Source organism: Ruegeria sp. AL11 (genome assembly GCF_056540865.1).
The window spans coordinates 123,116-146,750 of the sequence record NZ_JBQFXO010000009.1; the positions used below are offsets into that span (position 1 = coordinate 123,116).

Genomic DNA, 23,635 nt, shown 5'->3' on the forward strand with positions numbered 1-23,635 from the left:
GATTGCCGCTGCTCATATCCATTCAAACGCGGCACCATCGGGTTTCCGTCGAAAAAAGTTTACCGAAGGATCAGCGGGTCACGAACGCTTGCCCGGACCGGGCGATGCAAAGCGACGCACCCCCCTTTTCTATTGCGGCAAACAAGCCCATTATCCGCCAAGATAGATGCGCGAGTTACATTATCATGGATCAAACGATCACCCCCGCTGTGGAAGAAGAGCGCGAAACATGGCCTGCTTTGGTCAAAGGCTTTCGTTGCAAATGCCCGAAATGTGGCGAAGGCAAGCTGTTGCACAGCTACCTCAAGGTCAACGACAGCTGCGCAAATTGCGGGCAAGAGCTGTTTCACCACCGCGCAGATGACGGCCCCGCCTATCTGACGATTCTGCTGGTAGGACACCTACTTGCCCCTGCGCTTCACGTGTCATACGTGCATTGGCGACCGGACCCGTGGACCATGGCCATCGGGTTTTCCGTCGGCTGCATAGCGCTGTCGCTGTTCCTGCTGCCTCGCCTGAAAGGGGCGGTCGTAGCCTATCAATGGGCACGGCGCATGCATGGGTTCGAGAAAGCCGCGTGACCGCAGCGGGCACCAGCATGAGCGTCGACAAGACCGCCATCCGCAACGCCGCCACCGTCATCGTATTGCGGGACCGTTTCACCGCGCCGTCGATCCTGATGGGGCAACGCGGCGCCAAAGCGGCGTTCATGCCCAACAAATTCGTGTTTCCAGGCGGCGCGGTCGACCCCGAGGATGCAAGCATCCCACTGGCCGCCCCGCTGCCCCAACTCTGCTATGATCGCTTGGCCGAGCAGGCCGAGGCTGACCTGCAGCAGGCGCTTGCCGTCGCAGCCATTCGAGAGTTGTGGGAGGAAACCGGGATGGTCCTTGGCCAACCCTGTGAATGGGATTGCGATGCTCCGTCGGATTGGGTCAGCTTTGCAGCTTTGGGCTACAAACCCTCGGCCGAGGCGCTTCAGTTCGTGTTCCGGGCCGTTACCCCTCCGGGTCGGCCCAGACGGTTTGATGCGCGGTTCTTTCTGGTCGATGCACAGGCGATTCACGGCGATCTGGACGATTTCAGCCGCGCCTCGGATGAGCTGTCGCACCTGCAATGGGTCAAACTGGACGAGGTTCGAGACTTCGACCTGCCCTTCATCACCGAGGTCGTGCTGGCCGAGATCACAGCCCGGGTCACCGACCCGACACCGCCAACCTCTGTTCCGTTTTTTCTAAACAATGATGAGGCCAGCCTGTTCCAAAGGCTCAGGGGGTACCCCATGCCCGAGGTTGACTGACCCCAACCTTATTTCATGCGACTGATCACAACCGTGACTTCGGGCTTTTTACCGATCTCTGCCTTGGCCGTCTGACGCACGATCCGGCGCATGGCCTCTTCCAGCTTGTCATCGTCGCGCAGGGTCTTGGCCTCGGCCCGCATCAGGAACTGGTTCAGGTCTTCCTCAAGCACCTCAACCAGTGCAGCGCGAGAGGTTCCGATCTCCGGCAGCCCCATCGTATCACACCATGGCTCACCCAGAGGCTCGTCCTCTTCATCCAGAATGACGGTCACAGTAACGTGGCCGTTCAGCGCCATGCGGATACGGTCGCGTACAACCCCGTCCAACGCCCCGACCTTGACCGTGCCATCCAGATAGGTCCGCCCGGTCTCAACGTAGTCGACAACCTTCGGCGCATTGCCGGTCAGATCCAGCATGGTGCCGTTAACGGCCAAAACACCCGTGCGTCCGCCGGCCTCGGCCAGTTTGGCATGTTCGCGCAGGTGGCGATGTTCGCCATGCATCGGGATCACCATCTGCGGGTCGATCAACCCATGGACTTTCTCAAGATCAGGCCGGTTGGCATGGCCCGATACGTGATAAAGGCCCGAGCTGTCATCCACCACATCCACGCCCTTTTCGCTGAGCTGGTTGATGATGAAAATCACGCCGCGCTCGTTGCCGGGAATGGTTTTCGAAGAGAACAGGAACAGGTCGCCTTCTTTCAACTCGATGCCGCGGTATTTACCACGAGCCAGCTGCGCGCTGGCAGCGCGGCGTTCGCCCTGACTGCCGGTTACAATCAGCATCAGGTTCTGACGCGGAAGCTCTACAGCCTCTTCGGCGCTGATCACTTTAGGGAAATCCGACAGGATGCCGGTTTCCGTTGCAGCCTCGATCATCCGGCGCATGGCCCGGCCCAAAAGCACGACCGAACGCCCGGCCCGCTGGCCAGCCTCGGCCAAGGTCTTAACCCGCGCAACGTTCGAGGCAAATGTGGTCGCCACGACCATACCTTCAGCGCTTTCGACAAGCTTGGTGATCTCGGGTCCGACCTCGGACTCTGAGCGTCCGGGGTGGCTTGAGAACACATTTGTGCTGTCACAGACCAGAGCCTTGACGCCGGATTTGGCGACATCGGCCCAGAGATCGGGATCAAACGGTTCGCCCACCACCGGGTTTGTATCCAGCTTGAAGTCCCCCGAATGCACGATCCGCCCTTCGGGCGTGTCGATCACCAGCGCGGCGCTTTCGGGGATCGAGTGCGATACTGGCAGGAAGCCAACGGTGAATGGCCCGGCTGAGACTTGCTCGGGCCAAGCGGAGGCCGTGCGGACGGCGTCTTCAGGGTGGCCGTGTTCTTCCATCTTCCGACGGGCAATATTGGCGGTGAAGGCGCGCGCATAGATCGGCGCACCCAGTGCCTCGTAGCAATGCGCCACGGCACCCACGTGATCTTCGTGAGCGTGGGTGACAAAAACCGCCTCAAGCCGGTCGGCGCGTTCCTGTAACCATGAGATATCGGCATGGATCAGGTCCACCCCCGGCGTGGTGTCCATGTCAGGGAAGGTCACACCCAGATCGACGAGGATCAGACGTTCCTTGCCCGGTGTGCCGTAGCCGTACACATAGGCATTCATGCCGATTTCACCGGCCCCGCCCAACGGCAGGTAGATCAGTCTTTCGCTGCTCATGTCGAGCCATTTTCCTTGTTATAGCGATGGATCACGGTCAGCCCGTGCATCGTCAGATCATCTTCGATTGCGTCGAACCCCACGTCGGCCTGATCGAACAAGGGTGCGAGCCCTCCGGTTCCAACGACTTTCATCGGCATTCCGTATTCGGTCTTGATGCGGGCGATCAGCCCCTCAATCAGACCGGAATAGCCCCAATACACGCCCGATTGGATACAGCCAACCGTATTCGTACCAATCACCTTGTCCGGGCGGGTTATGTCGATATGTGGCAGAGCAGCGGCCCCTTGGTGCAGGGCCTCAAGGCTCAGGTTCACGCCCGGCGCGATGATGCCTCCGACATAGGCCCCATCAGAGGCGACGACGTCAAAGTTGGTCGCGGTTCCGAAATCGACAACCACAACGTCTCCGCCATGACGGTCAAACGCCCCCACCGCATTGGCGAGGCGATCAGGCCCCGGCACCGTGCCTTCGTCAATGCGTGGGGCGACAGGCAAAAGGCAATCCGGTTTGCCCACAACTAGCGGACGGCAACCAAAGAACCGATCCGCAAAGATGCGCAGGTTGAAAACCACGCGCGGTACGGTTGAAGCGATGATCACGTCCGTAATGTCAGCCTCGATCCCGTAGTGTTTCACCAGCGTGGAATACCAGGTGAAATAGGCATCCGCCGTGCGCGAGTGATGGGTCGAGGTGCGCAGGGTACACAGAAATGTCTCGCCGTCCCAGATCGAGAAAACGGTATTGGTATTGCCGCAGTCGATGGCCAGAAGCATCTGAGCCCCCTTCAGAAAAACACGTCCGCCGCAGGAATGCTCACACGGCCTTTGGCGGTGTTTAGGACAAGGTTGCCCCCCGCGTCCACCGTTTCGAAGGTACCAACCGTTTCCGACGTAGCGGTACGGGCGGTAATGACCTCACCCAACCGCGCTGCGCGGGCCAACCATGCGGTGCGGATCGGTTCAAAACCGTAAGTGACGAACTGGGTTTCATACCCGGCATAGGCAACGGCGAGTTCGGTCAGAAAATCCTCGGGCGTGACATTCGCGCCTGTTTCCGACAGCAAGGAGACCGGACGAACGGCACCCGGCTCAACGGCATCCGCGCCGGGCGCTTCGGTCAGATTGACACCGATCCCAATCGACAGATGAGACACTCCGCGCCCCTGCCCTGTGCTCTCCAGAAGAATACCCGCAAGCTTGCCGCCGTTCAGCAACACATCATTGGGCCATTTCAAAGACAAACCTGAGGCTCTGCCCGTCACGGCCACACAGGCATCGAACAAGGCCAAAGCCGCTACGAAGCTGCGCAGAGCCGCACTCTCCGGATCACCTTGAGGGCGCATCAGAAGGGTCGAGGCCAAATTGCCCTTGGGATTGGCCCAAGCCCGCCCTCGCCTGCCGCGCGCTGCTGTCTGATGATGCGCCATGATCCACACGGGGCCTTGCGCCGTGGGTGCAAGACGCGCGGCTTCGTTCAGCGTGCTGTCCACCTCTTGCAAGATGTGCAAGCCGTACCCGCCGGGCCAGCTACTCATGTCAGCAAGGCCCGCTTGCGCGGTTGCGCAGCTGCATTGTGTTGGCGGCTTTCATCAGTTGACAAGCGTGGCTGCGGCAGCTGCTGCTGCACCTTCGACACCGAACTGGTAGAACACGCCGATCAACATCAAAGCCGCCGATCCCATCAAGGCCACCCACAATACAGGGTTTGAGTGCGTTTCGATGGGTTCTTCGTTTTCGGCACCGAAATACATGTAGAAGACGATCCGCAGGTAGTAGAACGCACCGATGACCGAGGCGATGGCCGACACGATCACCAACCCGGTTAAACCGGCGCTGACACCCGCCTGCCAAACGCCGAACTTGGCAAAGAACCCGAGCATGGGCGGCACACCCGCCAGGCTGAACATCAGGATCAGAACGGCCAGAGCCTTGCCCGGATCGCGCTTGGAATACTGGCGCAAAGCGTCGATGTCGGTAACGGGTTTGCCGTCCCGCTCCATCATCAGGATGAAGGCGAAGGTGCCGATATTCATCGTCACGTAGATCGCCAGATACATCAGCATAGCTTTCACGCCCAGCTCAGTTCCTGCCGCCAGACCGATCAGCGCATAGCCCATATGGGCAATCGAGGAAAACGCCATCAGACGTTTGATGTCACGCTGGCCAATGGCGGCAACCGCGCCGAGCAGCATGGACAGAACCGACAGCAACACGACCACCTGCTGCCAATCCTTAACGATGCCTCCAAACGCATCGTGCAGAAGCCGTGCAAACAACGCCATAGCAGCCACTTTAGGAGCGGTCGCAAAGAAGGCTGTGATCGGGGTCGGAGACCCTTCGTACACATCCGGGGTCCACATGTGAAACGGCACGGCCGAGACCTTGAAGGCCAGACCTGAGATCAGGAAGATAAGACCAAAGAGCAGACCGATCGAGACGTCTCCGGCCTGAACGGTGGCGATGATGCCCGAGAACAGCGTGGTTCCGGTGAACCCGTAAACCAACGACGCGCCATAGAGCAGCAGGCCCGAGCTGAGCGCACCCAGAACGAAGTATTTCAGACCGGCCTCAGTAGATCTCGCACTGTCCCGGCGCAGCGCCGCCACGACATAGAGGGCCAAAGATTGAAGCTCCAACCCCATGTAAAGCGACATCAGATCGCCCGCGCTGACCATCATCATCATCCCGACCGCAGCCAATGCGACCAGCACAGGGTATTCAAACCGAAGCAGGTTGCGGCGGGCCATGTAGTCCTGGCTCATGACCAGAACGGCAGCGGCGGAAAGCAGGATGGCAACCTTGGAAAACCGCGCAAAGCCGTCATCCACGAACATACCATTGAACGCCACATTGGTCCCGTCGCCGTTGCTTGATATCCAAATCGCCAGAAGCGCCATCAGACCTGCCGTGGACCAGACCAACGCCAGGGCCAGCTCGTCCTTCTTGGTGTAAACGGCCCCGATCAGAGCAGCCATCGCATATACGGCCAGAACGATCTCTGGCAGGATTATCGTCAGATCAGCCTGGATCATGTCTCCAAAGCTCCCTTAATGCGAAGCGGCCGTCTGGGTCGCAGCTTCAGCCGCGGCCAGAGCCGTGTCATAGTTCGAAATCAGTGCAGCCGTCGAGTTGCCGATCACATCGGTCACCAGCGACGGGTAGACGCCCAGCAGGATAGTCATCAAGATGAGCGGCGCAAAGATCAGCCGCTCACGCGAGCTCATGTCGGTCATCGCTTTGAGGCTTTCCTTGATCAGATCGCCGAACACAACCCGACGGTAGAGCCAAAGCGCGTACCCGGCCGAGAAGATCACGCCGGTCGCGGCCACTGCGGTTACCCATGTGTTGACCTGGAATGCGCCCATCAGGGTCAGGAACTCGCCGATGAAGCCCGAGGTGCCTGGCAGGCCGACATTGGCCATGGTGAACAGCATGAAGACCAACGCATAGGCGGGCATCCGGATTACCAGACCTCCGTATGCGTCGATATCGCGGGTGTGCATCCGGTCGTAGATCACGCCGACGCACAAGAACAGCGCGGCCGAGATAAACCCGTGGCTGAGCATCTGGAAGATCGCGCCATCAATACCCTGCTGGTTCGCCGCGAAAATCCCCATAGTCACAAAGCCCATATGCGCGACCGAGGAATAGGCGATCAGCTTCTTCATATCCTCCTGCACCAGCGCCACGAGCGAGGTGTAGACAACGGCGATGGCTGACATCCACAGAACCAGATCGGTCATCACCGCCGAGCCAACCGGGAACATCGGCAGGCTGAACCGCAGGAAGCCATATCCGCCCATTTTCAACAGGATCGCCGCCAGCACGACCGAGCCCGCCGTCGGGGCCTGCACGTGTGCATCCGGAAGCCAAGTATGCACCGGCCACATCGGCATTTTCACCGCGAAGGATGCAAAGAAGGCCAAGAACATTAGCGTCTGCATCCCGCCGACGACGTAGATGCCCAACACGCTAAAGCTTTCGGACGAGAACTGATGGGTCATCAGCGCCTCGATGTCTGTAGTGCCAGCATCCGCGTACATCGCAACCATCGCCACCAACATCAGCACCGAGCCGAGGAAGGTGTAGAGGAAGAACTTAAAGCTCGCGTAGATGCGATCCTTGCCGCCCCAGATGCCGATGATCAGGAACATCGGGATCAGGCCTGCCTCGAAGAACAGGTAGAACAGCACCAAATCCAGCGCCATGAACACGCCCAGCATCAGCGTTTCCAGCAGTAGGAAGGCGATCATGTATTCCTTGACCCGTTCGGTCACGTTCCAGCTGGCCAGAATGGTCAGGGGCATGATGAAGGTAGTCAACAACACGAACAGCACGCTGATGCCATCCACGCCCATCTTGTACTTCAGCCCCATCAACCACTCGCCCTCTTCCACCATCTGGAAGCCAGTGTTCGAAGGATCAAAGCCCGTGTAGATGCCAATCGACACAAGGAAGGTCACAGTAGTTGCAAGCAGAGCCACCCATTTGGCATTCCGCTGCGCCGCCGCATCATTTCCATGCAGGAACAGCGCCAAGATGCCCGCAGCAATGGCCGGGATGAAGGTCACGATCGAGAGGATATTGTCCATTACTGTGCCCCTCCGCCGATCGACATCCAGGTCACAAGGGCCGCTATGCCGAGCACCATCCAGAAAGCGTAGGTAAAGATGTACCCGGTCTGCGCCTTGCCTGCGAGGCGGGTGAAGAAGGGAACAACGCCCATTGCTACTCCGTTCAGGAAGCCATCAATTGTGTTGCCATCGCCCCGCTTCCACAGAAGGCGGCCAAGGGCCAGAGTCGGTTTGACAAAGATCGCGTCATAAATCTCGTCAAAGTACCATTTGTTCAGCAGGAACAGGTACAGCGGACGCTGGTTTGCAGCCAGACGCGCGGGCAGCGACGTGTTCACGATGTAGAACCAGTAGGCCACGACAAACCCAAGCAGCATCGCCACGAAAGGCGAGACCTTAACCCATTTCGGGACGGCATGGGCGTCATCCAGCACAGTATTGTCCGGCGCGATATACAAAGCGCCCTCACCCGGTTCGCCCGCGAAGACGTAGTGATGATCTCCGTGGCCGTCTTTCTTGCCATGCGCCTCATCCCCATGGTCATCCCCGTGCGCCTCATCCGAGTGGGCATCGGCATGATCGTCACCGTGATGCTCTTCGGCGGTACCATCGGCAACATGCTCGGCATGGGTCGCCTCGTCATGACCTTCAGCATGCGCCGAGGCCTCGGCAACCGGAATCCCATAGAACTTACCAACCTTGTCCGTGTGACCGAAAAAGTTGCTGTACCAGATCATCCCCGCAAAAACCGCGCCCAGTGACAAAACACCCAGAGGGATCAGCATCACCTTCGGGCTTTCATGGGCGTGATCATGCGTATGCTTGTCACCGCGCGGTGTACCGTAGAAGGTCAGGAAAATCAGACGCCAGCTGTAGAACGAGGTGAAAACAGCCGCGATCACCAGCATCCAGAAGGCATAACCTGTACCACCGGCAAAGGCGCTTTCGATGATCGCGTCCTTGGACAGGAACCCGGCAAAGCCGAAGGTGGTCAGCGGGATACCGACACCCGTGATGGCCAGCGTTCCGATCATCATCGCCCAGAACGTATAGGGGATCTTATTCCGCAGCCCGCCGTACTCGGTCATTTCCTGCTCGTGATGCATCGCATGGATCACCGAACCGGCCCCAAGGAACAGAAGCGCCTTGAAGAAAGCGTGCGTCAGCAGGTGGAACATCGCCGCCGAATACATGCCGACGCCTGCGGCCACGAACATGTAGCCCAGCTGTGAACAGGTTGAATAGGCGATGACGCGCTTGATATCGGTCTGAACCAACCCCACGGTCGCTGCAAAAAACGCAGTCGAGGCCCCAAGGAAAGTGATAAACCCGGTCGCACCCGGTGCGAACTCCATCAGCGGCGACATGCGGCAGACAAGGAAGACACCCGCCGTTACCATCGTCGCGGCGTGGATCAGGGCCGATACAGGCGTCGGGCCTTCCATCGCATCGGGCAGCCAGGTGTGCAGGATCAACTGTGCCGATTTACCCATCGCGCCGATGAACAGAAGGACACAGATCACCTCAACCGCGTTCCACTCACCCCAGAGGAAGCTGAGTTGCATTTCCGACAGGTCAGAGGCCGAGGCAAAGATATCCGAGAAGTTGATGCTGTCAGTCAGCAGGAAGATCGCGAAAATCCCCAGCGCAAAGCCGAAATCGCCAACCCGGTTGACGATAAACGCCTTCATAGCCGCCGCATTGGCACTGGATTTGCGGTAATAAAAGCCAATCAGCAGATACGAGGCGACGCCCACGCCCTCCCATCCGAAGAACATCTGTACCAGATTGTCGGCTGTCACCAGCATCAGCATCGCAAAGGTGAAGAAGGAGAGATAGGCAAAGAAGCGCGGCTTATAGCTTTCGCCCTCGCGCCATTGCGGGTCGTGATCCATGTAGCCGAAGGAATAGAGGTGCACGAGCGCCGAAACCGTCGTTACCACGATCAGCATAATCGCGGTCAGGCGGTCCAGACGAATGGCCCAGCTTGTCGAGAGCGAGCCGCTCTCGATCCAGCGCAGGATTTCGATCTGTTGGGTCTGACCGTCGAAGGCCAGGAACACGATCCACGACAGCAGACAGGCCAGAAACAGCAGGCCCGTTGCGGTCCACATGGCGGCTTTCTCACCGATGAACCGCCAGCCGAACCCGCAGATCAGAGCGCCCACGAGCGGGGCAAAGAGGATGGTGGTTTCCATAGTTCTCTCAGCCCTTCATCATATTGACGTCTTCAACCGCGATAGTGCCACGGTTGCGGAAGAAGCAGACCAGAATGGCCAGACCAATCGCCGCCTCTGCCGCCGCAACGGTCAGCACGAACAGCGTGAACACCTGCCCGACCAGATCGCCGAGGAAGCTGGAAAACGCCACAAGGTTGATATTCACCGCCAGCAGCATCAATTCGATGCTCATGAGCAGGATGATGACGTTCTTGCGGTTCAGGAAGAGACCAAAGATGCCGATGACGAACAGCGTCGCCGCGACTGTAAGATAGTGTTCAAGTCCGATCATCTTCTCAAAGTCCCTGCCCCGGTTTCACGTCCTTCAACTCCATCGCCTTGGCCGGGTCGCGCATCATCTGGCCGACGATGTCCTGACGCTTGATGTCCTGACGGTGGCGCAAAGTCAGCACGATGGCGCCGATCATGGCCACCAGCAGGATCAGACCCGCAAGTTGGAACAGAAGGAAGTATTGATCGTAAAGGATTACACCCAGCGCCTCGGTGTTGTGGCGGTCCGCCGGGACCGGTTGGGCCAGATTGACCTCAATGCCTTGGGCGCTGTCCCAAGCCCCAAAGGCCATGATGAACTGCATCAGAATGACCAGACCTATCAGCAGGGCCAGAGGCATGTACCGCGCCATCTCGGCCTTGAGCTCGGCAAAGTCCACGTCCAGCATCATCACCACGAACAGGAACAGCACCGCGACCGCACCCACGTAGACGATGATCAGCAGCATCGCCACGAACTCGGCCCCCAGCAGTACGAACAGCCCAGCCGAGGACAGGAAAGACAGGATAAGCCACAGCACCGAATGCACCGGCTGACGGCTGATCACCGTGAACAGCCCGCCGGTGATGGTGCTGATGGCAAACAGGTAGAAGGCAAAGACGGTCATTGATCCTCATCCTCGTTTTCGCCCATGACCTCTTGCGCCAGATCCAGCGCGCGTGTCATGGCCGGGATGCCAGCAAAGACCGACATCTGACCGATCGTTTCCACGATCTCTTGTTTCTTTGCGCCCGCCTCAAGCGCATGGCGCACGGTCTGCCGTACGGCCGAATCCGCCTGAGCGCCCTGACAGGTCAGCCCAGCCAACGTCAGCAGTAGACGCGTCTTGGCATCCAGCCCGTCCTTGTTGACGGTGTTGCCGAACATCATCTCCATGACCTCTTTAGGCATGGTCGGCCATAGGTTCTCGAACCCTTTGGGCGAGAAATTCTCCATCGCCGGATTCATCGCCTTGGCCATGTCCTGCGCCTGCTTCATCATCAGCTCAAATGGGTTTGTCGGCGTGTCACTCATCTGTACGGCGCGTCCATTTCCAGATTGCGGGCGATTTCGGCTTCCCAGCGTTCACCGTTGTCGAGCAGCTTTTCCTTGTCGTAGAACAGCTCTTCGCGGGTTTCCGTTGCGAATTCGAAGTTCGGTCCTTCGACAATTGCGTCGACCGGGCAGGCCTCCTGGCAGAAGCCGCAATAGATGCACTTGGTCATGTCGATGTCGTAGCGCGTGGTGCGACGGCTGCCGTCTTCGCGCGGTTCGGCGTCGATGGTTATGGCTTGTGCTGGGCAAATCGCCTCGCATAGCTTACAGGCGATACAGCGTTCCTCTCCGTTTGGATATCGGCGCAAGGCGTGCTCGCCGCGGAACCGAGGCGACAGAGGGCCCTTTTCATGCGGATAATTCACGGTGGCCTTGGGCGCGAAGAAGTATTTTAGCCCAAGCTTCATGCCGACCCAGAAGTCCTGCAACAGGAAGTACTTGGCAGCGCGGGTGTAGTCGATTTGAGTCATATCAGCCTCCTACGCTCCAACGCGCAAACGCGCCCCAGAACCAGTCGAATTTTGCAGCGAAGGCTACGAACACCACCCAAGCCAGCGAGAACGGAAGAAACACTTTCCAGCCCAGACGCATCAACTGGTCATAGCGGTAGCGGGGTGTGATTGCCTTGACCATCGCGAAGAGGAAGAAGAAAAACGCCATCTTCGCGACCATCCATAGCACTCCATCCGGCAGGCCCGGGATCGGCGACAGCCAGCCGCCGAAGAACAGCAGCGTGGTCAGCGCGCACATTAGGAAGATGGCGATGTACTCGCCCGCCATGAACAGCAGGAAGGGCGTGGCCGAGTATTCGACCTGATAGCCTGCGACCAGTTCTGATTCCGCCTCGGGCAGGTCGAACGGGGGTCGGTTGGTTTCCGCCAGAGCCGAGATGAAGAACAGGAACACCATCGGGAAGTGCGGCAGCCAGTACCAACTGAAGAAGCCAAACGAGCCATCCTGTGCGCGGACAATATCTCCGAAGTTCATCGACCCGGTCGAGATGATCACGCCGATGATGATCAGACCGATGGACACCTCGTAAGAGATCATCTGCGCCGCAGAGCGCAACGAGCCGAGGAAAGGGTACTTTGAGTTCGACGCCCAACCGCCCATAATCACGCCGTAAACCTCCAACGAGGATACGGCGAAGACATAGAGGATCGCCACGTTCAGATCTGACAGCACCCAGCCGTCGTTGAATGGGATCACGGCCCAAGCGATCATTGCCAGCACGAAAGAGGTCAGCGGAGCAAGGATGAAAACGGTGCGGTCCGCGCCTGCTGGGATGACGACCTCTTTGACCACATATTTCAGCGCGTCGGCCACCGTTTGCAGCAAGCCGTAGGCACCCACCACATTGGGGCCACGGCGCATCTGGACGGCAGCCCAGATCTTGCGGTCACCATAGACAAGGAACAACAGCGAGATCATCACAAAGGCCACAACCGCAAGCACCTGCGCCAGGACGATCAGGGCGATGCCGCCCGGTGTGTTAAAGAAATCAGCCATTGGTCCTCACACCGTGGGTCGTCGGGGTTATCTCTGCGGGACGGATCATTCTGCGGCCATCCTGTCTGTGTTTTTCGCCTGTGCCGACAGCTCGGCCATCAGTTGCGAGGCGCGCGCGATCGGGTTGGTCAGGTAGAAATCCTTGACCGCATTGCGGAAACTCGCCTTGCCCAGTACGCCAGCCTCAAGCGGCTGCACCTCGTTCTCGATCACCTCGTCGACACGCGCCAGATGCGGCACTGCCTCGATCAACGCGGTCCGCAATTGCGCCAAGGAATCGAAGGGCAACGTCGCACCCAAATCGGCCGAGAGTGCACGCAGAATAGCCCAGTTTTCCTTGGCCTCACCCGGTGCGAAACCCGCACGCATAGCCAGCTGTGGGCGGCCTTCGGTATTGACGAACAACCCGTTTTCCTCGGTATAGGCGGCAGCAGGCAGGATCACATCAGCGCGGTGCGCGCCACGGTCGCCATGGCTGCCCTGATAGATGACGAATGCGCCGTCTCCGATTTCAACCTCATCCGCGCCGAGGTTATAGATCACATCGGCTGCGCTGATCGCGTCCATACCGCCCGCGTTGGTGGCATCCACATCCATCGCGCCCACACGCGCGGCGGCGGTATGCAAGATGATCAGCCCACTTTCGGTATTGCTTGCAATGGCTTGCGCGGCGGCCAGAACAGCGGCGCCATCGGCCTCTTGCAGCGCGCCCTGACCGACAATGACCAAAGAGCGTTTTGCTTTGATCTCATCATCGCCGCCCATGTCGACGACCTTTTGCAACGCGGCGCGGTCATCGCCCATGTGGTAGTATTCATAGGTCAGATCAGCCGCCGGACCGACCAGAGCAACCTCGGCCCCATGCGCCCAAGCCTTGCGGATACGCGCGTTCAGAACCGGAGCCTCATCGCGCGGATTGGTGCCGATCAGCAGAATACGCTCGGCCATTTCGATATCTTCGATCGCGGCGGTCCCGGCATAGGCCCCACGGTTGCCCGCAGGCAGCTTGGCCCCGTCCGTACGGCATTCGACAACGCCGCCCTGCCCTTCGATCATCTGCTTCAGTGCAAAGATCGCCTCAACCGGGGCTAGATCACCAATGAGACCCGCCGGTTTTTCGGCCCCTTTCAGCGCTTCAGCGGCTTTGGTCAGCGCCTCAGGCCATGAGGCCGGGCGCAGCTTGCCGTTTTCACGCACGAAAGGACGGTCCAAGCGCTGTCGGCGCAACCCGTCCCAGACAAACCGGGTCTTGTCACTGATCCATTCCTCGTTCACGCCGTCATGGTTGCGCGGCAGAAACCGCATCACTTCGCGCCCTTTGGTATCCACGCGGATGTTCGAGCCCAAGGCATCCATCACGTCAATGCTCTCGGTCTTGGTCAGCTCCCAAGGGCGCGCGGTGAAGGCATAGGGTTTCGAGGTCAGCGCCCCCACGGGGCACAAATCAATGATGTTGCCCTGCAGGTTCGAGTGCAGCGTCTGGTTCAGATAGGAAGTAATCTCGGCATCCTCGCCTCGCCCTGTCTGACCCATCTGAGTGATGCCGGCGACCTCGGTTGTGAAGCGCACACAGCGGGTGCAGCTGATGCAGCGGGTCATCGCGGTACCGACCAGCGGCCCCAGATCCAGATCATCTACGGCGCGCTTGGCTTCCTTAAAGCGCGAGCCCGAAACACCATAGGCCATCGCCTGATCCTGCAGGTCGCACTCCCCTCCCTGATCGCAGATCGGGCAATCCAGAGGGTGGTTGATCAGCAAAAACTCCATCACCCCTTCGCGGGCCTTCTTGACCATGGGTGAGTTCGTCTTGACCTGTGGCGGTTGCCCCTCCGGCCCTGGACGCAGATCACGCACCTGCATCGCGCAAGAGGCCGCAGGTTTCGGAGGGCCGCCCACGACCTCAACCAGACACATCCGGCAGTTCCCCGCAATCGACAGACGTTCGTGATAGCAGAAGCGCGGCACCTCGACCCCGGCCTCTTCACAGGCCTGGATCAGGGTCATAGCACCATCGACTTCGATTTCCTGCCCGTCGATATTGATCTTGCGGAGGTCAGACATCGTCAGTTCGCCCTCAAATAAACGCCAATGGCGCTGTTTCTGTCGATTTCCTTCCGCCCCAACGTGCAGAAGGAATTCGGGTTCTCGTAGGTCACGCCGTTTGAGGCCAGATAAGCCTCGCCCTTGGCGCGCATCCGGTCTTTCTCGGCGTCAGATTCGACATAGGCCCGGATCTCTTGGTCCGAATAGCCAAGGCTGTTCGCCTCGGACCGCAGTCCCCACATCACGTTGATCGCTTTCAGCTTCCGCCCGCTGATCGAGGGGCAATAGTCTGAGATCTCTTTCGCGACCGCGATGTAGTACAGCTCATTGTCGATCTGTTTGACCTCACGCAGAGGCGGCTTGGCCTCGGCTGCCGCGGGGATCATCAGCGCAAGACCGATGGCAAGTGTTTTCGCATAAGACATGACAGGTCCTTTCATCTTGGATCGACCAAGATGGGTGTCGCCCTGTCTGCTATGCAATAACAGACCGCTGGCCCTGCCGTGATATGCGGAAAACAGCCTCATGGTCTTTGGCAGATTCCCGCAAAAGTCAGTTTGTCGTCGCTGATGCGCAGGTTCTGCGGTTCGGTATCCGGGCCAACCTTCCACACGATACGCGACGAGCCGAAGTTCTGGATGCAGAATTTGGTGCCTTCGAACCGGCCCGCCTCACGCGCGCCGTCAAGCGAGGCTGACACGTTGTTCACGACTACAGTGAACTCGGTCGGGGTGTTGCGCTTGTCGACCGACTTGGCCTTGGCGCGGAAAAACTGGCCGTCAAACAGCACACGGTCCTTGGACGAGGAGACGGTGCAGGCCGAGACCAGCGCAAGCCCTGCAAGGCCAGCCAAGGTTGAGAGTTTCATTGTCTTCACTTTGTTTATTCCTGTCAGATGGCTGGCATCTGGGCGGCTGCGCGCGCGATCAGAATGGTGTGTCATCCCGCTCACTCCGCTGCGACCTGAGCGCAACGATTGTCGCGCCACTTGCTTGCTTGTTTCAAATCCGCCCATCCAAAGGCGTGTTCACTTGGACCTTCATGGCGCAGACGCTCTAGCCGCGCCATGGCTTCATCCAGATCCGGCTGGTGCCCCGCGGGCACCCACCACATGACGAAATGCTGATCCCCCAGCAGTTCAAACCAGTCCTGACGACGGTCGTAAAACTGTTTGTGTATGGTGCCCCAGACAAATGTCTCAAGGCTCGCGACATCTTCCCAGACGGTCAGGTTGGCGACAAATTGAGGATCGTCCCCAATCGCGTTTTCCGTGTTCCCGGTTCCCGGCTCGCCCGAGCCTTCCATCATCCAAACAAAGCCCGGCATCCGCTTGCCCAAGCCATTGACCTTGTCGAGATTGGCCATGAACTCAGCCACCCGAGGGTCATCCGTCGGGGCCAGCAGGCGGCCAATATTCAGTTCGGCCAGATGATATCCGTCGGGCTGCCTGATCATTCCGCTGCCATCGCCCCCATGCGGCCTGATTTCTGAGCCTTGATGCGGTCCTCGATCTCTTCGCGGAAGTTGCGGATCAGGCCCTGGATCGGCCAGGCCGCGGCATCGCCCAAGGCGCAGATCGTGTGGCCTTCGACCTGTTTTGTGACGTCAAACAGCATGTCGATCTCTTCCAGCTCAGCCTCACCGCGCACAAGGCGGTCCATCACGCGCATCATCCAGCCGGTGCCTTCGCGGCAGGGTGTGCACTGCCCGCAGCTTTCATGCTTGTAGAACTTCGACAGACGCCAGATCGCTTTTATGATGTCGGTGGACTTATCCATCACGATCACCGCCGCCGTGCCAAGACCCGAGCCCAGTTCACCGCGCAGATAGTCGAAATCCATGATCGCATCGCGCATGCTTTCACCGCGCACGCACGGAACGGACGATCCACCTGGAATGACCGCGAGCAGGTTGCCCCAGCCGCCGCGAATTCCGCCGCAATGGGTTTCGATCAGTTGTTCGAACGGGATCGACATCGCCTCTTCGACGACGCAGGGGTTGTTCACATGGCCCGAGATCGCAAACAGCTTGGTGCCGGCGTTGTTCTGACGACCAAAGCCCGCGAACCAATCCGCGCCCCGGCGCAGGATGGTCGGTACAACCGCGATTGACTCAACGTTGTTCACCGTGGTCGGGCAGCCATAGAGGCCCGCGCCAGCCGGGAATGGTGGCTTCATGCGCGGCATACCCTTCTTGCCCTCAAGGCTTTCGATCAGCGCGGTTTCTTCACCGCAGATGTAAGCGCCCGCGCCGTGATGCAGGAAGATGTCGAAATCCCATCCCGAGCCGGCCGCGTTCTTACCCAATAGCCCGGCGTCATAGGCCTCATCAATCGCGGCCTGTAGCGCCTCGCGTTCGCGGATGTATTCGCCGCGCAGGTAGATGTAGCAGGTATGCGCATTCATCGCGAAAGAGGCAATCAGGCAGCCTTCGATCAGCGTATGCGGATCGTGGCGCATTATCTCACGGTCTTTGCAGGTACCCGGCTCGGATTCATCCGCATTCACAACCAGATAAGACGGGCGGCCATCGCTTTCCTTGGGCATGAACGACCATTTCAGACCGGTTGGGAAGCCTGCGCCACCGCGCCCACGCAGGCCCGAGTCTTTCATCGTCTGGATGATCCAATCCCGGCCCTTTTCGATCAGGCCAGCGGTGCCATCCCAATGACCTCGGGCTTGCGCGCCGCGCAGAGTACGCTCGTGCATCCCGTAGATGTTGGTAAAGATCCGGTCCTGATCCCTCAGCATCGCGTGTTACCCTCAGCTGTCCTGACGCATGCGCCAGAGTTGAAAAATGTTGACGCCTGCATAGATGAAGCCGGCCAAAGCAGCGAAATCAAATAGCAGCGCATAGCGCCCCGGCATTCCAATCGCGGGGCCGATGAACAAGGTCATGCCAAGCCAAACCACCATCGTCACGGAGATGACGATGCCGATATGTCTACCCTTGCGGGCTATGGCTTGCTCTTTGTCCTTGTCCATCTCGTCCTTAAGCCCTTGCAGGGCGTTTAATCCTCGTAAGTGCCGTCTTCCTTGGCACGTTTGGCGAATTCGGTCTGATCCCCAACGGCCAGCTTGGCCGCTTGTTCAATCCAACCATCGCGTTCGATCCGGCCTTTGAACTTCAGGCGCGCATCCACCCAAGCCACATGCTCGGGCGCCCAGGCCGCGATCTGATCATAGTGGAAGAAGCCCAGATCATTCAGCGTCTCTTCCAGTTTCGGCCCGACGCCTTTGAGCATCTTGAGGTCATCCGGCAGTCCCCCACGCGCCTCAGTCAGCGTTCGGGGTTTATCTTCCTCGACTTCTTTCGCTTTGGTCTCAGCGGCCTGTTTCACGGCAGGTTTCGGTGGCTCAGGCGCTTTCGGCGGTTTCGCCGCCGCCGATGCCCCAGCCTGTTTGCCGTCTTTCCCCAGCCAAGGCGTGAGGATCGGAACCTCAGTCCCGTCGATCCGCTTGACCGTATCGCCCAGTTCGGCCGCCAAGGCCACGCTGGCATTGTGTTCCGGCTTTCCAGCCTCATGTTCGGTTAGGCTGCTGAGGCCTTTCAAAGGCTCAGCCGCATATCGCCCGTTCTGAGGGCCAGGCGTGGGCACCTTGCCCGCAGCCAGATCGTCAATGATCTTGCCAAAACTCTCGGCGGTCAGGTCTTCGTAGTAATCCTTGCCAATCTGCGCCATCGGGGCATTCGTACAGGACCCAAGACATTCCACCTCTTCCCAGCTCAACTTGCCATCGGCGGATAGCGCGTGCGGCTTGACGGCGATCTTTTCCTTGCAGACCGCAATCAGATCCTCGGCCCCGCAAATCATGCATGAAGTCGTGCCACAGACCTGAATATGCGCCACCGAGCCGACCGGCTGCAGTTGGAACATGAAGTAGAACGAGGCGACCTCAAGCACGCGAATATAGGCCATGTCCAGCATGTCGGCGACGGATTCAATTGCCGGGCGGGACAGCCAGCCCTCTTGCTCTTGCGCGCGCCACAGCAGAGGGATCACCGCACTGGCTTGGCGACCCTCGGGGTATTTCGTGATCTGCGCTTCGGCCCATTGCTGGTTGGCGGCGGTGAACGCAAAGCTTTCGGGTTGTTCGGGGTGAAGACGGCGGAGCATTAGCGGTCAATCTCTCCAAATACGACGTCCATGGTGCCGATGATGGCGGCGACGTCAGCCAGTTGGTGGCCTTTGGCGACGTGATCCATGGCTTGCAGATGCAGGAAACCCGGTGCGCGGAGTTTGGCGCGGTAGGGTTTATTGGTGCCGTCGGCGACAAGATAGACGCCGAACTCGCCCTTGGGGGCTTCTACTGCGGCGTAGACTTCGCCTGCGGGGACGTGGAAGCCTTCGGTGTAAAGCTTGAAGTGATGGATCAGGCTCTCCATCGAGGTCTTCATGTCCGAGCGTTTCGGCGGGGTGATCTTGCCGCGGGCCAGAACGTCGCCCGGGCATTCGCGGATCTTGGCGATGGCCTGACGTATGATCAGCAGGGATTGGCGCATCTCTTCCATGCGGCAGAGATAGCGGTCGTAGCAGTCGCCATTCTTGCCGACGGGAATCTGGAACTCGAACTCGTCGTAGCATTCGTAGGGCTGCGCACGGCGCAAATCCCACGCGAGGCCTGAGCCACGGACCATCACGCCCGAGAAACCGTATTTCTGAATGTCATCCTCGGTCACGACGCCAATATCGGCGTTGCGTTGCTTGAAGATGCGGTTTTCGGTCAACAACCCGTCAATGTCGTCGAGAACGGCGGGGAATTCGTGGCTCCATGCCTCGATATCGTCCAGCAGTTCTGGCGGCAGGTCCTGATGGACGCCGCCGGGGCGGAAATAGGCGGCGTGCAGGCGGGCACCGCAGGCACGCTCATAGAACACCATCAGCTTTTCGCGTTCTTCAAAGCCCCACAGCGGCGGGGTCAGAGCGCCCACATCCATCGCCTGTGTGGTCACGTTCAGCAGGTGGTTCAGGATGCGACCGATTTCGGAATACAGAACCCGGATCAGAGAGCCCCGGCGCGGTACTTCGACACCGGTCAGTTTTTCAATCGCCAGACACCAGGCATGTTCCTGATTCATCGGTGCCACGTAGTCCAGACGGTCGAAATACGGCAGGTTCTGCAGATACGTCCGGCTTTCCATCAGCTTTTCGGTGCCACGGTGCAGCAGACCAATATGCGGATCGCAGCGCTCGACGATTTCTCCGTCCAGCTCAAGCACCAAACGCAAAACGCCATGCGCGGCAGGGTGTTGCGGGCCGAAGTTGATGTTGAAGTTGCGGATCTTCTGTTCGCCGCTCAGCGCGTCAGTGCTGCCGTCATCATATCTTGAGCCGTCCATCACCGCCCCCGCTTTTTCTTCGCGTCCGCACGCACCCGGACCTTCTCGGCCTCAGCCGCCTTGGCTGCGGCACCGGCAAGCAGCACCCCAAGAGCGCCCAAAATGATCAGTTCCCCCAGCATCTCAGCGACGCTCCATCTCTTGCAGCTTCATGGCCATGATCCACAGTAGGATCAGCGTTCCAATCGGGATAACACAGACAAACGCCCAGAACTTCTCGATCCCGAAATGCGGCAGCAGTTTCAGCATCGGGATGATCGTGGCGATCGTGAAAGCGATCCAGATCAGGAACTCCATGGCTTACGACTCCTGTTTTTCATCCCCCGGAAGAATGTAGTTGGCACCTTCCCATGGGGACATGAAATCAAACTGACGGTATTCCTGCACGAGGCTGACGGGTTCATAAACCACGCGTTTCTGCGCCTCGTCATAGCGAACCTCGGTGTAGCCGGTGGTCGGGAAATCCTTGCGAAGCGGATAGCCGCGGAACCCGTAGTCGGTCAGGATGCGCCGCAAGTCCGGATGGCCCGAGAACAGAATGCCGAACATGTCAAATACCTCACGCTCGAACCAGTTGGCCGAGGGATGCGTATCGACGATCGAGGGCACCATGTCTTCTTCGCGGATTGAAACTCGCAGGCGAATGCGTTGGTTCTGGTACATCGACAGGAAGTGATAGACCACGTCGAACCGCTTGGCCCGTTCCGGGTAGTCCACGCCCGTGATATCGACCAGCGTAGAGAACTGGCAGGAGCGGTCGCTTTTGAGGAATTCGATGAATTCGACAAGGTTCGACGGCGCCACATCCACGTTCAGCTCACCATGGGTGACATCCCAGGACAACACACAGTCGGACCGTTTCAGTTCCAGATGCGTACCAAGTTCTTTGAGTGCTTCGCTCATCCGCCCTCTCCCTTAGCGCACAATCGTGCCAGTACGGCGGATTTTGCGTTGCAGCTGCATCAAGCCGTACAGCAGCGCCTCAGCCGTCGGAGGGCAACCGGGGACGTAGATATCTACCGGAACGATACGGTCACAGCCGCGTACAACCGAATAGGAATAGTGGTAATAGCCGCCGCCATTCGCACAGGACCCCATCGAGATCACATAGCGCGGCTCGGGCATCTGGTCGTAGACCTTGCGCAGCGCCGGAGCCATTTTGTTGGTCAGTGTACCAGCAACGATCATCACGTCGGACTGGCGTGGGGACGCACGCGGCGCGATGCCAAACCGTTCCGCGTCATAGCGCGGCATCGAGGTGTGCATCATCTCAACCGCGCAACAGGCCAAACCAAAGGTCATCCAATGCAAAGACCCGGTCCGCGCCCAATTGATGATGTCTTCAGTCGAGGTCAGCAGGAAGCCTTTGTCCTGTAGCTCGGCATTGAGGGCCTGGGTGGCGACTTCTTTGTCGACGCCGGCGGTATTTGAACCCGTCATCACTCCCATTCCAAGGCCCCCTTCTTCCATTCATAGGCAAAGCCGATGGTCAAAACGCCCAGGAAAACCATCATTGACCAGAACCCTACATCGCTGATGTCCTTGAAGCCCACGGCCCAAGGGAACAGGAACGCAATCTCGAGGTCGAAAATGATGAACAGGATCGAAACCAGATAGAAGCGCACGTCGAACTTCATCCGAGCGTCATCAAACGCGTTGAAGCCGCATTCATAGGCGCTGACTTTTTCGGGATCGGGGTTGCGAACTGCCAGAACGACAGCTGCCAGAATCAGGACAATTCCCAGGCCGATGGCTACGGCCAGAAACACCAGAATAGGGAGATACTCCCGCAGCAGGTCTTCCACGTCTAGCTCCTTTCCTGCGCACCCCCTTTCGGAGGGCGCCGTCAATTGGCGTGTTGACTCGACTTTCTCTAGCCCCACGCGGTCAGAGGGTCAACCGAACACAAGCGCGCACCACGTCATTCATCCCCTTGACAGACCTTCGGGAATCACCCCGATTTCGCCTCAGCGGACAATAGACGCCCCAAGTTAATCTTTGTTGTTCCACTTGGGGTTACGTTTTTCGAAGAATGCTTCGATGCCTTCCCGTGCTTCAGGCGTCTCCCATCGGGCGACCAGAGCGTGGATGGTATGGTCAATCACACTGTCGTCAAGACGCGGGCCTAGGTTTTGAACCAAGGCCTTAGCCGATGCCACAGCCCCCGGCGCACAGGACAGATAGGGGGTGATTTCATCCTCGACAGCGCGCATGAGTTGATCGGCTGGCACCGCTTTTGCCAACAGTCCAAGCTCCACCGCCTCTGCCGCGTCAAACAAACGCGCCGACATGAAAACACGCCGCGCGCGGGCCTCACCCATCCGCGCGATCACGTAAGGCCCAATCGTCGCCGGGATCAGGCCCAGCCGGGTCTCGGTCAGGCCCATTTTCAGGGTGTCAACGCCAACCGCCATATCGCAGACCGAGGCCAGCCCGACTCCACCGCCAAACGCGTTGCCTTGCAATGCGCCGATCAAAGGTTTGGGCATCTCGTTCAGCACCATCAGCATTTCCGCCAGCTTACGCGCCTCAGTGAATCGGGTCTCGGCATCCGCCGCCATCTGATCGCGCATCCACCCCAGATCGCCCCCGGCGCAGAAGCTCTTGCCAGACCCGGTCAACACAACAACGCGCACCGCCTCGTCGCGCCCGAGCTGCGCCGCGGCGTGAGTCAATTCGCTGATCATCAACGCCGACATGGCGTTGTGCTTTTCGGCGCGCGACAGAGTTAGCGTCGCGACACCCCGGTCATCAGTGACGACCGCAATCGTTTCAAACATGTCAGCCTCTCATTGCCTGCGCTATCTGCGCAGCTTCGTCCAAAACTGCTGCGTCCAGACCGGTCTCATATCCAAGCCGCTCCAGATGGGGGGCGACGGCCTCAGTCGCGACATTGCCAGCCGCGCCGGGTGCATAAGGACATCCACCCAAGCCACCGACGGCAGCGTCAAACACCCGCACGCCCAGCGCCAGCGAGGCATCAATATTGTCCATCGCTCGCCCGTTGGTGTTGTGGAAATGGCCCGCAAGCCGTGTAACGGGCACCCTGTCGCGCACCGCCAGCAGCATATGCGCGATCTTGTCCGGAGTTCCCTGCCCGATCGTGTCGCCAAGCGAAATCTCATAACACCCATGCGCGAACAGAGCGTCCGCGACCTCAGCCACTTTTTCGGGTGGGGTCGGACCATCATATGGGCAATCGGTCACGCATGAGACATAGCCCCGAACCGGCAGGTCGATATGGCGCGCGGCCTCAAGGATCGGCACGAACCGTTCAATGGATTCCGCGATGGTCGCGTTGATGTTGGCTTTCGAGAACCCCTCGGAGGCTGATGCAAATACCGCGATCTCATCCGCTTTGGCCGCAAGCGCGTCTTCATAGCCGCGCATGTTCGGCGTCAACGCCGCATAACGCACGCCCTCAGCCCGTTTGATTTCAGCCAGAACCGCGCCGCTTCCCGCCATCTGGGGAACCCATTTAGGGGACACGAAACTGGCAACCTCAATTCGGTTGAACCCGGCGCGGCTAAGGCAATCGACCAGCGCAACCTTCTCGGCTACCGGAATCTCGCGCTGTTCGTTCTGAAGCCCGTCCCTTGGCCCGACCTCGAATATCTCGACCCGTTCTTTCATCAGCGCATCCCT

General features: G+C 59.2%; 28 protein-coding genes. 2 read left to right on the forward strand and 26 right to left on the reverse strand.

The genetic code is table 11. The features are described from left to right. Nucleotides 1-185 precede the first annotated feature (185 nt). Nucleotides 186-581 (forward strand): DUF983 domain-containing protein, encoded by a 396-nt coding sequence (locus ACR0IP_RS15540; protein WP_170375165.1) that lies wholly within the window; start codon nt 186-188, stop codon nt 579-581. Nucleotides 582-598: 17 nt separating this feature from the next. Beyond that, nucleotides 599-1,300, forward strand: a complete 702-nt coding sequence (locus ACR0IP_RS15545; protein ID WP_480526546.1) for an NUDIX hydrolase — start codon at nt 599-601, stop codon at nt 1,298-1,300. Between the two features lie 8 nt (nt 1,301-1,308). On the opposite strand, the gene ACR0IP_RS15550 is transcribed toward ACR0IP_RS15545, so the two are convergent. From ACR0IP_RS15550 to ACR0IP_RS15675, 26 genes are all read right to left on the reverse strand, one after another. Further along, nucleotides 1,309-2,976 carry a ribonuclease J gene (locus tag ACR0IP_RS15550; RefSeq protein WP_480526548.1) on the reverse strand — a complete coding sequence of 556 codons (1,668 nt, stop codon included), beginning with the start codon at nt 2,974-2,976 and terminating at the stop codon, nt 1,309-1,311. Next, complete coding sequence (locus ACR0IP_RS15555; RefSeq protein ID WP_170375159.1) at nt 2,973-3,752, reverse strand: type III pantothenate kinase; 780 nt, start codon at nt 3,750-3,752, stop codon at nt 2,973-2,975. The genes ACR0IP_RS15550 and ACR0IP_RS15555 overlap by 4 nt, the downstream gene beginning before the upstream one ends. Nucleotides 3,753-3,763: 11 nt before the next feature. Further along, nucleotides 3,764-4,513 carry a biotin--[acetyl-CoA-carboxylase] ligase gene (locus tag ACR0IP_RS15560; RefSeq protein WP_170375157.1) on the reverse strand — a complete coding sequence of 250 codons (750 nt, stop codon included), beginning with the start codon at nt 4,511-4,513 and terminating at the stop codon, nt 3,764-3,766. A gap of 54 nt (nt 4,514-4,567) precedes the next feature. Beyond that, on the reverse strand, nt 4,568-6,010 hold the full coding sequence (gene nuoN / locus ACR0IP_RS15565) for an NADH-quinone oxidoreductase subunit NuoN (protein ID WP_480526550.1): 1,443 nt from the start codon (nt 6,008-6,010) through the stop codon (nt 4,568-4,570). Nucleotides 6,011-6,025: 15 nt separating this feature from the next. Then, a complete protein-coding gene (locus tag ACR0IP_RS15570) occupies nt 6,026-7,570 on the reverse strand; it encodes an NADH-quinone oxidoreductase subunit M (RefSeq protein ID WP_480526552.1) in 1,545 nt (514 codons plus the stop codon). After that, nucleotides 7,570-9,750: an NADH-quinone oxidoreductase subunit L gene (nuoL, locus tag ACR0IP_RS15575; RefSeq protein ID WP_480526554.1), complete on the reverse strand. Its 2,181-nt coding sequence runs from the start codon at nt 9,748-9,750 to the stop codon at nt 7,570-7,572. The genes ACR0IP_RS15570 and nuoL overlap by 1 nt, the downstream gene beginning before the upstream one ends. Before the next feature lie 7 nt (nt 9,751-9,757). Continuing rightward, the gene (nuoK, locus tag ACR0IP_RS15580; RefSeq protein WP_005984024.1) at nt 9,758-10,063 is read right to left on the reverse strand and encodes an NADH-quinone oxidoreductase subunit NuoK; all 306 of its coding nucleotides are present in this window, start codon (nt 10,061-10,063) and stop codon (nt 9,758-9,760) included. Between the two features lie 4 nt (nt 10,064-10,067). Then, the gene (locus ACR0IP_RS15585) at nt 10,068-10,670 is read right to left on the reverse strand and encodes an NADH-quinone oxidoreductase subunit J (protein WP_170375149.1); all 603 of its coding nucleotides are present in this window, start codon (nt 10,668-10,670) and stop codon (nt 10,068-10,070) included. After that, nucleotides 10,667-11,077, reverse strand: coding sequence for a carboxymuconolactone decarboxylase family protein (locus ACR0IP_RS15590; RefSeq protein ID WP_170678546.1), 411 nt, complete (start codon nt 11,075-11,077; stop codon nt 10,667-10,669). Before ACR0IP_RS15590 ends, ACR0IP_RS15585 begins: the two co-directional genes overlap by 4 nt. Further along, on the reverse strand, nt 11,074-11,568 hold the full coding sequence (nuoI, locus tag ACR0IP_RS15595; protein ID WP_039524264.1) for an NADH-quinone oxidoreductase subunit NuoI: 495 nt from the start codon (nt 11,566-11,568) through the stop codon (nt 11,074-11,076). Before nuoI ends, ACR0IP_RS15590 begins: the two co-directional genes overlap by 4 nt. A gap of 1 nt (nt 11,569) precedes the next feature. Further along, on the reverse strand, nt 11,570-12,607 hold the full coding sequence (gene nuoH, locus ACR0IP_RS15600) for an NADH-quinone oxidoreductase subunit NuoH (protein WP_170467881.1): 1,038 nt from the start codon (nt 12,605-12,607) through the stop codon (nt 11,570-11,572). A gap of 45 nt (nt 12,608-12,652) precedes the next feature. Continuing rightward, on the reverse strand, nt 12,653-14,668 hold the full coding sequence (gene nuoG, locus ACR0IP_RS15605; protein WP_480526556.1) for an NADH-quinone oxidoreductase subunit NuoG: 2,016 nt from the start codon (nt 14,666-14,668) through the stop codon (nt 12,653-12,655). Between the two features lie 2 nt (nt 14,669-14,670). Then, on the reverse strand, nt 14,671-15,075 hold the full coding sequence (locus tag ACR0IP_RS15610) for a DUF5333 domain-containing protein (protein WP_480526558.1): 405 nt from the start codon (nt 15,073-15,075) through the stop codon (nt 14,671-14,673). A 98-nt stretch (nt 15,076-15,173) separates the two neighbouring features. Then, a complete protein-coding gene (locus tag ACR0IP_RS15615; RefSeq protein ID WP_480526560.1) occupies nt 15,174-15,518 on the reverse strand; it encodes a hypothetical protein in 345 nt (114 codons plus the stop codon). A gap of 80 nt (nt 15,519-15,598) precedes the next feature. Beyond that, nucleotides 15,599-16,105: a DUF3291 domain-containing protein gene (locus tag ACR0IP_RS15620; RefSeq protein ID WP_170691947.1), complete on the reverse strand. Its 507-nt coding sequence runs from the start codon at nt 16,103-16,105 to the stop codon at nt 15,599-15,601. After that, entirely contained in the window at nt 16,102-17,400 is a 1,299-nt protein-coding gene (gene nuoF, locus ACR0IP_RS15625) for an NADH-quinone oxidoreductase subunit NuoF (RefSeq protein ID WP_425085017.1), read from the reverse strand. The genes ACR0IP_RS15620 and nuoF overlap by 4 nt, the downstream gene beginning before the upstream one ends. Before the next feature lie 12 nt (nt 17,401-17,412). After that, nucleotides 17,413-17,634 carry a DUF5337 domain-containing protein gene (locus ACR0IP_RS15630; protein ID WP_170375133.1) on the reverse strand — a complete coding sequence of 74 codons (222 nt, stop codon included), beginning with the start codon at nt 17,632-17,634 and terminating at the stop codon, nt 17,413-17,415. A gap of 26 nt (nt 17,635-17,660) precedes the next feature. Beyond that, on the reverse strand, nt 17,661-18,767 hold the full coding sequence (gene nuoE / locus ACR0IP_RS15635; RefSeq protein WP_480526563.1) for an NADH-quinone oxidoreductase subunit NuoE: 1,107 nt from the start codon (nt 18,765-18,767) through the stop codon (nt 17,661-17,663). Next, nucleotides 18,767-19,990, reverse strand: coding sequence for an NADH-quinone oxidoreductase subunit D (locus tag ACR0IP_RS15640; RefSeq protein ID WP_170375130.1), 1,224 nt, complete (start codon nt 19,988-19,990; stop codon nt 18,767-18,769). The genes nuoE and ACR0IP_RS15640 overlap by 1 nt, the downstream gene beginning before the upstream one ends. Continuing rightward, a complete protein-coding gene (locus ACR0IP_RS15645; protein ID WP_419738290.1) occupies nt 19,990-20,112 on the reverse strand; it encodes a hypothetical protein in 123 nt (40 codons plus the stop codon). Before ACR0IP_RS15645 ends, ACR0IP_RS15640 begins: the two co-directional genes overlap by 1 nt. 1 nt (nt 20,113) lies before the next feature. Next, complete coding sequence (locus ACR0IP_RS15650; protein ID WP_170375128.1) at nt 20,114-20,287, reverse strand: hypothetical protein; 174 nt, start codon at nt 20,285-20,287, stop codon at nt 20,114-20,116. A 3-nt stretch (nt 20,288-20,290) separates the two neighbouring features. After that, nucleotides 20,291-20,893: an NADH-quinone oxidoreductase subunit C gene (locus ACR0IP_RS15655; protein WP_170375126.1), complete on the reverse strand. Its 603-nt coding sequence runs from the start codon at nt 20,891-20,893 to the stop codon at nt 20,291-20,293. A gap of 12 nt (nt 20,894-20,905) precedes the next feature. After that, entirely contained in the window at nt 20,906-21,439 is a 534-nt protein-coding gene (locus ACR0IP_RS15660) for a NuoB/complex I 20 kDa subunit family protein (protein ID WP_138842137.1), read from the reverse strand. Next, nucleotides 21,430-21,795, reverse strand: a complete 366-nt coding sequence (locus ACR0IP_RS15665; RefSeq protein WP_170375125.1) for an NADH-quinone oxidoreductase subunit A — start codon at nt 21,793-21,795, stop codon at nt 21,430-21,432. Before ACR0IP_RS15665 ends, ACR0IP_RS15660 begins: the two co-directional genes overlap by 10 nt. Before the next feature lie 186 nt (nt 21,796-21,981). Further along, the gene (locus ACR0IP_RS15670; RefSeq protein ID WP_480526567.1) at nt 21,982-22,770 is read right to left on the reverse strand and encodes a crotonase/enoyl-CoA hydratase family protein; all 789 of its coding nucleotides are present in this window, start codon (nt 22,768-22,770) and stop codon (nt 21,982-21,984) included. Nucleotide 22,771: 1 nt separating this feature from the next. Continuing rightward, nucleotides 22,772-23,623, reverse strand: a complete 852-nt coding sequence (locus ACR0IP_RS15675; RefSeq protein ID WP_480526568.1) for a hydroxymethylglutaryl-CoA lyase — start codon at nt 23,621-23,623, stop codon at nt 22,772-22,774. Between the last annotated feature and the right edge of the window lie 12 nt (nt 23,624-23,635).